Origin of the sequence: Geobacter metallireducens GS-15 (assembly GCF_000012925.1) — a bacterium.
In the GTDB taxonomy this organism is placed as follows: domain Bacteria; phylum Desulfobacterota; class Desulfuromonadia; order Geobacterales; family Geobacteraceae; genus Geobacter; species Geobacter metallireducens.
Genome location: NC_007517.1, coordinates 3513560 through 3527230, shown reverse-complemented (window position 1 = coordinate 3527230; position 13671 = coordinate 3513560). Strand labels below are relative to the sequence as shown.

General features: G+C 63.6%; 15 protein-coding genes. All 15 read left to right on the top strand.

Features of this window, described 5'->3' with window-relative positions; translation table 11 throughout:
• Positions 1–66: 66 nt before the first annotated feature.
• The 15 genes from GMET_RS15685 (at position 67) to GMET_RS15620 (ending at position 13520) form a co-directional block, all read left to right on the top strand.
• The gene (locus tag GMET_RS15685) at positions 67–1407 is read left to right on the top strand and encodes a TolC family protein (protein ID WP_004514304.1); all 1341 of its coding nucleotides are present in this window, start codon (positions 67–69) and stop codon (positions 1405–1407) included.
• On the top strand, positions 1404–2516 hold the full coding sequence (locus tag GMET_RS15680) for an efflux RND transporter periplasmic adaptor subunit (protein WP_004514303.1): 1113 nt from the start codon (positions 1404–1406) through the stop codon (positions 2514–2516). The genes GMET_RS15685 and GMET_RS15680 overlap by 4 nt, the downstream gene beginning before the upstream one ends.
• A 34-nt stretch (positions 2517–2550) precedes the next feature.
• Positions 2551–2688, top strand: a complete 138-nt coding sequence (locus GMET_RS18870) for a hypothetical protein (protein WP_187148457.1) — start codon at positions 2551–2553, stop codon at positions 2686–2688.
• 10 nt (positions 2689–2698) lie between these two features.
• Positions 2699–5914, top strand: a complete 3216-nt coding sequence (locus GMET_RS15675; protein ID WP_004514302.1) for an efflux RND transporter permease subunit — start codon at positions 2699–2701, stop codon at positions 5912–5914.
• Positions 5915–5975: 61 nt separating this feature from the next.
• Entirely contained in the window at positions 5976–6404 is a 429-nt protein-coding gene (locus GMET_RS15670) for a C-GCAxxG-C-C family protein (RefSeq protein WP_004514301.1), read from the top strand.
• Between the two features lie 48 nt (positions 6405–6452).
• A complete protein-coding gene (locus GMET_RS15665) occupies positions 6453–6851 on the top strand; it encodes a DUF302 domain-containing protein (RefSeq protein WP_004514300.1) in 399 nt (132 codons plus the stop codon).
• A gap of 21 nt (positions 6852–6872) precedes the next feature.
• Entirely contained in the window at positions 6873–7085 is a 213-nt protein-coding gene (locus GMET_RS15660; protein WP_004514299.1) for a YgaP family membrane protein, read from the top strand.
• Positions 7082–7912, top strand: a complete 831-nt coding sequence (locus tag GMET_RS15655; RefSeq protein WP_004514298.1) for an MBL fold metallo-hydrolase — start codon at positions 7082–7084, stop codon at positions 7910–7912. The genes GMET_RS15660 and GMET_RS15655 overlap by 4 nt, the downstream gene beginning before the upstream one ends.
• 21 nt (positions 7913–7933) lie before the next feature.
• Positions 7934–8317 carry a rhodanese-like domain-containing protein gene (locus GMET_RS15650; RefSeq protein WP_004514297.1) on the top strand — a complete coding sequence of 128 codons (384 nt, stop codon included), beginning with the start codon at positions 7934–7936 and terminating at the stop codon, positions 8315–8317.
• 114 nt (positions 8318–8431) lie between these two features.
• Positions 8432–8839 carry a bacteriohemerythrin gene (locus GMET_RS15645; RefSeq protein ID WP_004514296.1) on the top strand — a complete coding sequence of 136 codons (408 nt, stop codon included), beginning with the start codon at positions 8432–8434 and terminating at the stop codon, positions 8837–8839.
• A 59-nt stretch (positions 8840–8898) separates the two neighbouring features.
• Positions 8899–9168: a hypothetical protein gene (locus tag GMET_RS15640; protein WP_004514295.1), complete on the top strand. Its 270-nt coding sequence runs from the start codon at positions 8899–8901 to the stop codon at positions 9166–9168.
• A 78-nt stretch (positions 9169–9246) separates the two neighbouring features.
• Positions 9247–9609, top strand: coding sequence for a response regulator (locus tag GMET_RS15635; RefSeq protein ID WP_004514294.1), 363 nt, complete (start codon positions 9247–9249; stop codon positions 9607–9609).
• Entirely contained in the window at positions 9606–10112 is a 507-nt protein-coding gene (locus GMET_RS15630) for a chemotaxis protein CheX (protein ID WP_004514293.1), read from the top strand. The genes GMET_RS15635 and GMET_RS15630 overlap by 4 nt, the downstream gene beginning before the upstream one ends.
• Positions 10113–10136: 24 nt before the next feature.
• Positions 10137–11234: a response regulator gene (locus GMET_RS15625; RefSeq protein ID WP_004514292.1), complete on the top strand. Its 1098-nt coding sequence runs from the start codon at positions 10137–10139 to the stop codon at positions 11232–11234.
• A 177-nt stretch (positions 11235–11411) separates the two neighbouring features.
• Positions 11412–13520 carry a tetratricopeptide repeat protein gene (locus GMET_RS15620; protein WP_004514291.1) on the top strand — a complete coding sequence of 703 codons (2109 nt, stop codon included), beginning with the start codon at positions 11412–11414 and terminating at the stop codon, positions 13518–13520.
• The last annotated feature ends 151 nt before the right edge of the window (positions 13521–13671 follow it).

Sequence of the window (13671 nt, the reverse complement as noted above, 5' to 3'; positions counted from 1 at the left end):
ATATATAAATTCATATATTTTACGTTCTGCTAGATTTGGCCGACATCAAGGAGAAAGGGACGTTCCGTGAAGTATTTTTCCGCCGCTTTATTGTTACTGGTTCTTACCCCGTCGTTCCTGCTGGCTGCCGAACCCTCGGTGGCCCTTAACGAGGCCCTGATCCTGGCTCTGAAACAGAACCACCTGGTGAGCGGCGCCGCTTACGAGAAAGAGGCGGCGGTGGAGGGGGCGGCTGCGAGCCGCAGCCGGTACCTGCCCCGGATCGTGGCGGAAGAGGCGTTCAGCGCTTCGGACCTTCCCACCCGCGTTTTCATGATGAAACTGGACCAGGGGCGTTTTGCATCGAGCGACTTCGAACTCGGCAATCTGAACACTCCCTCTTCCTACCATGACTTCCGCACGGCGCTTACCCTGGAACAGCCCCTCTTCGACCTGGGGATCGGCTACGGTCGGGAGATGGCAGAGCGGGAGGCGGAGCGGATGGGGTACCGGTTCGAGGGGCGCCGTGAAGATGTGGGGTTCGCAGTTTATGGAGCCTATCTGGGAGTGCAGCGGGCAAAGGCTGTCCTGGCTGCCGCCGAGAAGGACGTGGAAGAGGCCCGGGAGCACCTGCGGGTGGCCACGGTCCGCGGCCATGAGGGAACCGGGCTCAAGTCCGACGAATTGCGGGCAAGAACCTTCCTTTCCGAGGCGGAGGAGCGGACCATCACCGCCCTCAACGACCTGAAGCTGGCCAAAATGCGCCTGGCCCTCGCCGTGGGAGGCGGACCCGGGGAATCCCTCGATATCCGCGGGGATGTGACGGGTGAGGCGTTCCGCTTGAACGAGGATGAGATCGTGCGCCAGGCCGTTGCCAACCGCCGGGACCTGAAGGGGGCCGAAAAGGGGGTGGAGCGGGCCGCGGCCGCCGTGGGGCTCGCCCGTAGCGCCTGGTTCCCCACGCTTTACGCCGCTGCGTCCGTGCAGATGAACGACAGGGATGTTCCCTTCGGTCGCGATAACGACGGGTGGAGCGCCGGGGTGAACCTGCGCTGGGAGGTCTTTGACGGCATGGGAAGGATGCACGGGGCGGCCAAGGCACGGGCCGAGCGGGACGCTGCCGCCCAGTACCTGGAGCAGTTCCGCAAGGAAGTGGACCTCCAGGTGCGGGAGAGCATTCTGCGCCGGGCCGAGGCGGGAAAACGGCTGGAGGTGGCGCGCCATGCGCTTCTGGCGGCCGAGGAGGGATCCCGGCTCGTGAACAAGCGCTTCGCCAACGGCCTCGCCACCATGGTGGAGCTTCTGGATGCCCAGTCGGCCCTCAGCCGGGCGAGGACCGGACTCGTGGAGCGAGAGGCCGACCACCTGCTGGCAACGGCCCGGATATATTACACCGCCGGCATATTCCTGAAGGAGATGGCACCATGAGGATGCGGACAATCACCGTCCTTCTCCTTTTCGCCGCTGCCGTACTGACGTTTTACGGCTGCGGCGGGGGGAAGGAAGGAGCGGAGAAGAGAGAAAAACCCCCTGTCGTGACCGGGATCGCGGTGGAAAAGGTCGCCGCGGTGACGGTCCCCGAAGGGATTGAAGCGGTGGGGACGGTGAAGGCCCGCAATGCCGCGGTGATCGCCGCCCGCATCCCCGGTACCGTCACCGGCGTCTTTGCGGTCGAGGGGGATCGGGTCGGGCGGGGGAAGGTTCTCGTGACCCTGGAGGCCACGGAGAGCACGGCCCAGGCGGCGGCCGCATCGGCCTCGGCGGAGGAGGCAAGGCGTGGGCTGGAGGAGGCCCGGGCCCGCAAGCGTCTTGCCGACGCCACTTTTGAACGTTACCACAACCTTTTCAGGGAGGAGGCCGTTACGCGGCAGGAACTGGATAACCGGCGTGCCGACAAGGATGTGGCCGACCAGGGGGTTGCCCGGGCCGAGGCCAGAGTTGCCGCAGCGCGGGAAGGCGCCCGGGCCGCCGGTGCCGTTGCCGGCTACACCCGGATCACCGCACCCCTGACCGGGGTGGTCACGGCGAAACAGGTGGAGCGGGGGATGACGGTCTTCCCCGGCACGCCGCTTCTCACCGTTGAGGAGGAGGGGAACTACCGCCTTGAGGTGGCGGTTCCCGAGTCCCTGGTGGCCAAGGCCAAGGTGGGCGCCACGGTGCGGGTGGCCGTGGATGGCGCCGGTGCGGCTGCATCCGGACGCATCGCCGAGGTGGTTCCGGCCGCCGACCCGGCGAGCCGCACCTTCACCGCCAAGGTGGATATTGCCGGCAAGGGGCTGAAGTCGGGGATGTTCGGCCGGGTCCTTTTATCCACCGGGGAAAAGAAGGGGATCCTCGTGCCACGGGGGGCGGTGCTGGAGCGGGGCGCCCTCACCTCGGTCTGGGTGGTTGACGGGCGCAACATCGCCCGGATGCGGCTCGTGAAGCCCGGAGCGGTCCAAGGGGATCGGGTGGAGATCCTGACGGGGCTCACCGAGGGCGAGCGGGTCGTGACGAGCGGCATGGAGAAGGTTGTCGAAGGAGCGGAAGTCCGGTAGCACGGCTCCCATCACCCGTGGGGGGGTGCCTTGAGTGCGTCGCGACGATGACGATACCCGCAGCGGGAGGAGGTACCTTGTCTGGTTCCTCTGCTTTGTGGCGGTCTGGCTCCTGATTGTTGGCATCATCCTCGTGGTGCGCCACGGGTGGTCGTTCCCGGACATGGGATAAGGTACACGTAATGGAAAAACTCGGCGTCGCCGGAAACATAGCGAAAGCGTTCATCAATTCGAAACTGACCCCCCTCATCGTACTGGCCGCGCTTCTGCTGGGGGTCTACGCAGTGCTCGTGACCCCCCGGGAGGAAGAGCCCCAGATCGTCGTGCCGATGATCGATGTGTATCTCCCCATGCCCGGCTCCACCCCAAAGGAGGTGGAGGAGCGGGTGGTAGTCCCCTTCGAGAAGGTCATGTGGGAGCTTCCGGGGGTGGAGTATGTCTACTCCATGAGTCGGCCGGGGATGGGGATCGTGACGGTACGCTTCCTGGTGGGCGAGGATATGGAGAAGTCCCTCGTCAAGCTCTACAACAAGGTGATGGAGAAGCGGACCATGCTTCCGCCGGGGGCGGGTGAGCCGATGGTCGTTCCGAAATCCATCGACGACGTCCCCATCCTGACCCTTACCCTCTGGTCCGACCGCTACGACAGCCAGACCCTGCGACGCCTCGGGCGCGAACTCTGCGACGAGCTGAAGAAGGGGACCAACGTGGCCGAGACCCGCATCACGGGCGGCCTCAGCCGGCAGCTCTCGGTCCGCCTCGACTCGGCCCGGCTCGCCGCCTACAGCCTCTCTCCCCTCCAGGTCATGGGCGCAATCCAGGGGGGGAATGCCCGGCTTTCCTCTGGCTCCTTCGACGCGGGGAACCGGGAGCTTCTCGTGGATACCGGCGGCTTCATCGCCAGTGCCGACGACGCCAGGCGCCTTGTGGTGAGCGCCCGCGACGGCCGTCCCGTCTACCTCTCCGACGTGGCAACCGTGGTGGACGGCCCTGAGGAGCCCAGGGACTACGTCTCCTTCGGCCTCGGGCCGGCAGCGGACCACAAGGGGATTTCCGGCAACCGGGCCGAGAGCTATCCTGCCGTCACTCTCTCCGTTGCCAAGCGGAAAGGGGCCAACGCCACCTGGGTGGCCGAGGACCTTCTGAAGCGGGTGGAATTCCTCAAGGGGAAGCTGATCCCCTCCGACGTGCAGGTGACGGTCACCCGCAACTACGGCGAGACGGCCAAGGAGAAGAACAACGAGCTCCTTTTCCACATGTTCCTGGCGGCCATCTCGGTCACGATCCTCATCGCCGTCTTCATGGGGTGGCGGGCCGGGGCCGTGGCGGCCATCGCCATCCCGGTGACCCTGGCCCTCACCATGCTGGTCTTCAATCTGATCGGCTATACGCTCAACCGGATCACCCTCTTTGCCCTCATCTTCTCCATCGGCATCCTGGTGGACGACGCCATTGTGGTGGTGGAGAACATCCACCGCTACTTCACCACGACGCGCTTCAAGCCCCTGGAGGCGGCCATCCGGGCCGTAGACGAGATCGGCAACCCCACGGTGCTCGCCACCTTCGCGGTCATCGCCTCCATCCTCCCCATGGGGTTCGTGGGGGGGCTCATGGGGCCGTACATGCGCCCGATCCCCGTGGGTGCCAGCATGGCGATGCTCCTCTCCATGTTCATCGCCTTCATGGTCACTCCCTACTTCGCCTACCGGCTCATGAAGGGGGAGTCCCACTTCGGGAGCGAGGCGCCGGCCGAGGAGTCGAAGCTTACCGCCTTCTACCGGAAGTGGATGGGGCGCCTGATCCATGACCGGAAGCTCCGCTACGGTTTCCTGACCGGGGTTGTGGTGCTCCTCCTGGTGGCCTGCTCCCTCATCTACTTCAAGCTCGTCACCGTGAAGATGCTCCCCTTCGACAACAAGAACGAGCTTCAGGTGATCATCGACGCCCCCGAGGGGACCCCCCTGGAGGAGACGGCCCGCATGACCGCCGAGATGGCCGAGGCGCTGCGCACCGTGCCCGAGGTGACCGACTTCCAGACCTACGTGGGGACCAGCGCCCCCTTCAACTTCAACGGCCTCGTGCGCCACTACTACCTGCGAAGCGGCTCCAACGTGGCCGACATCCAGGTGAATTTCGTCCACAAGGAAGAGCGCACGGACCAGTCCCACGCCCTGGCCAAGCGGATTCGCCCCCTTCTCAAGGCCGTGGCCGACCGCCACGGTGCCCGCATCAAGGTGGCCGAGGTGCCGCCGGGGCCGCCGGTCCTCTCGACCCTCGTCACCGAGGTCTACGGCCCCGACCAGGCGACCCGCCTCGACATCGCCCGGAAGATCAAGGCCATCTACCAGAAGGTGGACGGGGTGGTGGATACCGATTGGTATGTGGAGGACGACCAGCAGAAGGTCACCTTCGCCGTGGACCGGGAGAAGGCGGCCCTTTCCGGCATCGCTGTGGCGGACGTGGCGAAGACCCTGCGAATCGCCCTGGCGGGGATGGATGCGGGGATCATGCACCTGCCGGCGGAGAAGGAACCGGTCCCCATCACGTTGCGGCTCCCCGTGGCCCAGCGGAGCTCCGTGGCCTCCCTCTCCTCCATCTACGTTCCCGGCCCCCGGGGGAATGTCCCCCTGTCGCAGCTGGTGCGGGTCTCCACCGGCATCGAGGACCAGACCCTCTACCGGAAGAACCTGAAGAGCGTGGTCTACGTCACCGGCGACGTGGCCGGGACAATCGAGGCGCCGGTCTACGCCATCCTGAAGATGCAGAAGGAGATCGACAAGATAGAGCTTCCCGGAGGGTATCGCATCGAGCAGCGGGCCGCGACCCAGCCCTGGAGCGAGGAGCGCCCCGGCATCAAGTGGGACGGTGAGTGGCATATCACCTACGAGGTCTTCCGGGACCTGGGGCTCGCCTTCGGGGCGGTGATGATCCTCATCTACCTTCTCGTGGTGGCCTGGTTCCGGGACTTCACCACGCCGCTGGTCATCATGGCGCCGATTCCGCTCACCCTCATCGGCATCCTCCCGGGACACGCCCTGTTCGGCGCCTTCTTCACCGCCACGAGCATGATCGGCTTCATCGCCCTGGCCGGGATCATCGTGCGGAACTCCATCATCCTCATCGACTTTGCCGAGCTGAAGCGGCGGGAGGGATTGCCGCTCGACGAGGCCATCATCGAGGCGGGAGCGGTCCGGTTCCGCCCCATGCTCCTGACTGCGGCGGCGGTGGTGGTGGGGAGCTTCGTCATCGTCTTCGACCCCATCTTCCAGGGGCTCGCCCTGGCCATGATGTTCGGGGAGATCGCCTCTACGACCCTCTCTCGGGTGACTATCCCAATACTCTATTATATGGTTGAAGACTGGAAGGAGCGCCACCGGAAGGGTGTTTCCGTATCGTAGGGGCAATTCATGAATTGCCCCTACAGGGCGTTCAGAAAATCAATTCATAACCGGAGGTTCAATGTTCTGGCAGAAGAAACAAGTGACTCCCGCTGACGAGTCCGTGGCCGAGAAGGTGGGGATCGAGGCGGAGGGGTTCTACCGCTCCGGGAAGATGCACTGCGCCGAGGCGGTGCTTATGGCGGCCCGCAACCAGTTTTTCCCGTCGGTGCCCGAGGATGTCGTGGGGGCCGCGTCGGGCTTTGGCGGCGGTTCCGGCGTGGGATGCGTCTGCGGCGCCGTGGCCGGCGGCACCATGGCCTTCGGCTTTGTCCTCAAGGATGACAAGCGCAAGCTTAAGCGGGTCACGAAGGAGCTCCACGAGTGGTTCAAGCAGGAGTACGGCGCCTCCTGCTGCCGCATCGCCACGAAGAATGCCAAGGACAGGGGCGGGTGTGCCGTCCTGACGGGCGAGGTGGCGAAAAAGATGGCGGAACTTCTGGCGTCGTAGAATCGGGGCGGTCACGAGGATCGCTCCAAGGAAACAGGGAGGTTTGACATGGAACTGACGACATCGTACGCATTCGGCAAGACGGTCGGGATGGGCTACGTCGAGGCCGTGGCCCGGGTCCGGGAGGAACTGGGGAAGGAAGGGTTCGGCGTCCTCACCGAGATCGACGTGACCGAGAAGTTCCGGGAGAAACTGGGCCGCGACTTCCGGGATTACATTATCCTCGGGGCCTGCAACCCGGCCATGGCCTGGGAGGCCTTCCAGCGGGAGCTGAACATCGGGACGCTCCTCCCCTGCAACGTCTGCGTCTACACCGACGACGACGGAAAGACCGTCGTGATGGTCATGGACCCGGTGGCGGCCCTCGGCGTGATCGGCAACGCGGAGTTGACCGAAGTGGCCGCCGCCGTGCGGCAAAAGATGGAGCGGGTGCTGGCCGCCCTGTAGCACACGTAAGGAGAACAAACAATGTACATTGATCGCATGCTCAGAATCATCGCCGGGAGCTTCATCCTCATCTCGCTCCTCCTGGCCAACTACCACAGCATCAACTGGCTCTGGTTCACCGCCTTCGTGGGGCTGAACCTCCTCCAGTCGGGGTTCACCAACTGGTGCCCGATGATTACCATCCTGGAGAAACTGGGAGTGCCGCGCTTTCCCGCGGAATGCTGCCGTAAATGACCCGGAGGATCACCATCCTCTGCGACAACACCGTGGGCCCCATCGCCGGCACCATCGGCGAGCACGGCTTCTCCGCCCTGGTGGAGTGGGAGGGGGGCGCGCTCCTCTTCGACACCGGCCGGGGGGAGGGGCTCCTCCCCAATGCCCAGCGGATGAACCGGGACCTGCGCCGGGTGGGTACGGTGGCCCTCTCCCACGGCCACTATGACCACACCGGCGGGCTCTGGGGACTCCTCTCCTCCTGCGGGGGGAAAGAGATCCTGGCCCATCCGGGGATCTTTGCCCGGCGCTATCGCGTGAAGGACACCGGCGAAGCCCTTTCCATCGGCATTCCCTATGCCGAGGAGTTTCTTCGGGGCCAAGGGGCCCGCTTCTCCTTTTCGGACCAGTTCCGGGAGGTGGGGTCCGGCCTCTTTCTCACGGGGGAGGTGCCTCGCACCGCCCCCTTCGAGAGGGGGGACACGGGGCTCTTCTGTGACGATGCGGGGTGCGACGCGGACCCGATTCGCGACGACCAGTCCCTCATTGTCCGGACGGAGCGGGGGCTCGTGCTCCTTCTCGGATGCTGCCACGCGGGGCTCGTGAACACCATCGAGTGGGCCCGGGAGGCCACCGGCGTGGCCGAGATCCATGCCGTCATCGGCGGAACTCACCTCGGCTTCTGCGGCCAGAATCAGTTGGACGAGACGGTGGCGGCCCTCAGGGGGTATGGCGTGCGGAAGATCCTCGGGAGCCACTGCACCGGATTCGCCGCCGCGGCCCGGCTCCACCAGGAGTTCCCGGGCCGCTTCCATCCGGCCCACGTGGGATACACTATCGAAGTGTAAGAAACGAAAACGGAGTCACTCATGGTCATGAAACAGATTGCCATCTTCCCGATGATCGTTCTGGCCCTGGCGGTCACGGTCCTGGCGGCCGGCTACCGCGACATCAAGGCCTCTGAGGCGAAGAGCCTCCTCGCCGCAAACAAGAAGGTCTTTCTCCTGGACGTTCGCACTCCCGAAGAATTCGGCCAGGGGCGGCTCCAGGGAGCGGTCCTGATACCCATCAACGAGGTGGAGCGCCGCATCGGCGAGATCCCCCGCAACCGGCCTGTCGTGGTTTACTGCGCCGTGGGCTCCCGCTCGGGGCTCGTGGCCGGTTTCCTCTCCCGGAAAGGGTACCGGGAGGTATACAACATGGCCGACGGCATCGTTGGCTGGTACCGCAACGGCTTACCCATTCTCCGCTGAACCCTTCCAGATACGCCCTCTTATTTTTCTAAAGTTTACCTTCCGTTGGTCGATTGATAGTAGTACGTGACGGCGACGCCGTGCGATCACCATGACGAAGGAGGCAATACCTCTATGGCGCTCATTACCTGGAACGACAGCCTGAGTGTGAAAGTGAAACAGTTTGATGATCAGCACAAGAAGCTCGTCGAAATGCTGAATCAGCTCTTTGACGCCATGAAGGCCGGCAAGGGAAGTCTGGTCGTGGGGGACATCCTCAAGCAGCTCATCGCCTACACGCAGACCCATTTCGCCGCCGAGGAACGGCTCATGACGCAGTACGGTTACGCCGACCTCGAGATCCACAAGAAGGAGCACAACGCCCTTGTCGTGCAGGTTCTTGACCTCCAGAAACAGTTCCAGGACGGGAAAGCGGTTCTCACCCAGAATGTCATGACCTTCCTGCGGGACTGGCTCTCCAAGCATATCCAGGGCGACGACAAGAAGTACGGCGTCTTCTTCAACGGCAAGGGAGTGATGTAGCCGCTCGACCCTTCTTCCGGAATTTCTCTTCTTTCAAGCTTTTGTGGAACGGACCGTGCATGAGACACGGATGCCCGGGGGTATTCCCGCGGCCGGTGAGGGAACACGTGAACAAAGCGGGGGCAACGGTCAGAGGGATGGAGGAGGTGCTTCGCACCATCGAGGAATCGGCGGATGCGGCCAATCTCCTGGCTATCGAAATGGCCATCGGGGGGTGGGAGACGGCACCGGTGCGTCAATGCGACGATCAGCTTGCAGCGGCGGCGGACCGTTCCGTGCGGGCGACCGCCGACATGGCCTGCCTCTTGCGTTCCTCCGGGCTCCTTTGACGAACGGTTCAATATTCTGACTCGTCGGGGCAACCCGGCATACTCTATCGGTTATAGTAGAAACGGAAGGAGAAAGGCATGGCCAACGTACTCATTGTGGACGATTCCTCAACCATGAGAAAGATCATCTCCCGTTCGCTCCGTCAGGCGGGTCTCCCCGTGGACGAGATCTTCGAGGGGGGCGACGGCATCGAGGGGCTCAATGTCCTTGCCGGCAAAAGCGTCGACCTCATTCTCTCCGACATCAACATGCCGAACATGGACGGCCTCGAGTTCATCAAGCAGGCCCGGGCCAACGGCTGCAAGGCCCCCATCGTCATGATCACCACCGAGGGTGGCGAGGACATCCTCAAACAGGCTCTGGAAAACGGTGCCAGCGACAGCATCAAAAAGCCCTTCACCCCGGACCAGCTCAACGAGAAGCTCGGAGGCCTCCTATGACCCTCGCGAGCGGTGTGGCCGAAGCGACCAGGCTTACCGAGGAGCAGGTTGCCGGCTTCATCATCGATGCCACCAAGGAAGTATTCAACACCATGGTGATGATGGAGCTGGAGGACCAGTACCCCCTCCAGGAGCCGGTTACGAAATTCCGCTGCAGCGTCACCGGGATGGTGGGGCTTGCCGGTACCTATTCGGGAATCCTTTCCATTCACTGTCCCTTGGAGTTTGCCCTGCGGATCACCTCAAACATGCTCGGCATGGAGGTGGACCAAGTGGGCGAGGATGTGAACGACGCCCTGGGGGAGATTGCCAACATGCTGGGCGGCTACGTGAAGATGGTCCTCTCCAAAGGCGGGATGGACCTCCACCTTTCGGTCCCGACGGTCATATCCGGCGAGGAGTACACCCTGAACGCCATGGCCGACAGCGACTGCGTCATCATTCCCTTCGTCAACGAGTCGCAGCGGTTCCTCGTGGGGTTGAAACTGCAGAAGGAAGCATAGATCTCAGCAGGAGCCTCTTGATCCATGGATGGGTTTACGAATCTCACCTCCATCATCGATAACGCCCTGAAGCAGACCGCCGAAGACAGCGGCATGCTTCTGGGGCAGGAACTCACCATCGGCGAAGCCGACATCATCGCCACGAACCGGGCCACCTACTTCTGCGACCTGGACGAGGTCTGTTTCGTGGCGGAGGTAACGGCCAGCGGTGAGTACCCCGGCACGTTCCACCTGGTTTTCGGGTTGCGGGACGCCATCTGCATGAGCGGTTTCCTCCTTGGCATCCCCTCTGCCCGCATCAACGAGAAGCGCCGCCTCGCCATCATGGAGACTGACGACGCCGACGCCTTCTCCGAGATCATCAACCAGGCAATCGGATCGTTCAACACGGTTTTCCAGCCGGCCTTCGAGAACAAGGTTCACCTGAAGGTAGTTCCCCCCAAGAAGTTTGTCCCCGAGACCACCGAGATCACCGACACCGAACCGATTCCCGACGGCGAGTATCTCATGTTCCGCGCCCGCATGGAGATGCCGGGGCTGGAGATGGGGAATTTTGACATCCTCATGCCGCGGGGGCTTGCCGAACTCTTCGATCCGCCGGCGGAAGAGCCTGAACCGGTTCCCGAAGACTCAGGCAGCGACAGCGAAGAGGGGGATGAGGCGGCTGCTGCTGAGGAGGAGTTCGTCGCAACGCCGGTGGTCGCTCCTGTGGCCGAAGAGGGCGAGGCGGCGTCTGCCGTGGTGGAAAGCTGCGCCCGCAGGGTCCTCATCCTCGAAGACGACGAGACCGATCGCCAGATGGTGCGGGAACTCCTGGAAACCCGCGGGTTCGAGCTGGTGGAAGCCCGGCTCGATGCCGACATCCGTGAGATATTCTCCCAGGGGGGCGTACGGCTCGTGGTGCTCGGCATCCACAATAACGACGACCGCGACATGTCCCTTTGCATCAAGATCAAGGCCATCGCCCAGGGCGAGACCCTTCCCATCATCATGTGCGCCCGGGAATGGACCCGCACCGCCGTGCTCAAGGCGGTCAGGTACGGCGCCCGCGACATCATCCTCAAGCCCTACCAGGAGGACGACGTGCTGGCCAAGGTGGAAAAGTTCCTGAACGCCGCATGATTTTCCACCCTGGTCCCGTTTGTCAAAATTGTGACATAAACGGACCTCTTTTGACGTCACCCTTCCCCTCGCCCCTCTCTATCGTCCCGAATCCCCCTGTTTGACGCCTCGCCGTAACGGCACGACTTTTGCCGTTCGTGATGGGGGGATTGCGCCCCGGACTTCACTCAAGGTGTCATGACCGTGAACAGATTACTGAAAACAGCCCTCGGCTGCGCCCTCCTGCTCCTGACCATCCTGGCGACAGCGGATCCTGGCCGGGCCGACGACCGGAACCGTCTCCGCCGCATTGACGTCAGGCCCCGAAGCGGATTCACGCGGCTTATGCTCAAGCTCGATCGGGAACCGGCTTATACGCTGACCCCTCTTGCGGGAAACCGGGTGCGGGTCACGCTGCGGGATACCGACGGCGCCCGATGGAAGCGGCTCCGCTCCTACAGCGACCCCAACATTGCCGGCTGCGCCGTTGCCAGGCGTCGGGGGGATCTCCTCGTCACCGTGGGTGTCAAAGGTGATCCCCGCGGAGTGAGGGCCATCGCCATGCCGGGAGTGGCGGCGCTCACCCTCGACGTGGGGAGCCGCCTGGCCCCTTCCCGCACCTCTCCCTTCGCCCAGGGGCGTGATGGAATCAAGGTTGGGGTCGAGCAGCTTGTCTCGCGCTTCGATCCTCCGGTGAAGAGCGACATCCCCTTTGTACCCACCGACCGCCGCGTCCTCCAGAAAGTGCTCACCCCCGAGGAGGTGGATATCGTTCTCGCCGGCGAGGCTGCCCTCTACCGGGGGCAGGGGAGCGAGGCCGAAAGGATATTTGCCCCCATCGTCACCGTTCAATCGCCGGTGAAAGCCCTGGCCTACTACCGTCTTGGCGAGGCCCGCACCATGCTCCAGAAATACGGCGAGGCCCTGCGGGACTTTCGGGAGGGGGAAAAGCTCCTGCCCGAGTTCCTGGCCCAGTCGCCAGGAACGGCCTTTGCCTACGCCGATGCCGTAGTCCGCAGCGGCGACCTGGAGGGGGGGCGCAGGATGCTGGGACGCCTCATTGCGAGCCTTGCCGACAAGAAGTTTGCGCCGGTGCTCCTGGTGAGGCTGGCCGACATCCTTTCCCGCCAGGGGAAGGAGATGGCGGCAGAGGCCATCTACCGGACTGTCGCGGAAAACTTCCCGGACAACAAGGCGAAGTGGCAGGCACGGATGAAGCTTGCCGACCGCAAGTTCATGACGATCGAGCCGGCCACCTTCAGGGGGCTCGTGGACGAGTATCTGGAGATCAACCGGAACAGCGACTTTTCCCTCCGTGAGGAGTCGCTCTTCAAGGCGGCGCTTCTTACCGCCCTCTTCGGCGAGGCCCCGGACGGCTTCGCCCTCGTCTCCGAGTACGAAAAGAAGTTCTCCCGGGGCACCTACATAAGCGTCGCCCGGGGGATGCGGGAAGAGCTCATCGTGCCGATGGTCCGGGTGTTGATTCAGGCCAAGGATTTTCCTGCCCTCATCACGCTGGCCCAGGAGAACCGGGACTACCTGGGGAGGTGCATCGCCGATCCCGATTTCGTGCGCAGCCTCGTCATCGCTTTTGCCGATCAGGGACGCTTCTCGGAAGAAGCGGAGCTCTTCTCGTACCTGGCCGGCAAGGATTGGAGCGCCCCCCAGGCACCCGAACTCTACCGTCGGATCATCGAGGCCGCGGAGCGGACCGGCGACATCCCCTTGCTGGAAAATTCAGCCGACAACTTTCTGAGGCGCTTTCCCGATCATCCCCTGGCCCAGGGGTACCGGGAGCGGGTGGCGGCCCTCGACTACAGCCGGGGAAATCTGCCCAAGGTAGCGGCGCGGCTCGCCCCCCTCCTGACGGGCAAGGGGCGTCCCGATGACGTGGAAAGCTACTACATCCTTGGCAAATCCCTGGAAAGCGCGGGCAACAAAAAAGACGCGGAGCGGGCCATGATCCTCTTCCTGTCAGAACTCCGACAGCGGGGGGGGACGTCGGAACTGGCGCCCGACGCCCATTACGTGGCTGCCTCGGCCCGGCTTGCGAGGGGTGACCGGAAAGGTGCCATGGAACTCCTCCGGGCCGGGAGTACCGCGGCCCCCGAGGCCCAGCGGGACCCGTTCCTCTACAAGATGGGGGAGATTGCCCGCCTTGAGGGGCGCAACGACGAGGCCGCCGGCCACTTCAAGGCGGTTGCCGACAAGGGGAAAGACCCCGTCTGGCAGCAGATGGCCGCCCAGGCCCTGGCCGACATGGAGCTGAAAAAGAAACTGGCGACGCAGGTGAAGTTGTCAAAATAGTGACTAAAGAGAAGGTTTGGAATTCAGAAGTCAGGAGTCAGCAGTCAGAATGAAAGACATTGAAAATTCTGGATTCTGAATTCTGACTCCTGACTTCTTTCTCTGGTACGCCTTTTGCTGAACAGGTTGCGTAGGAACAAGGAGGACCCCA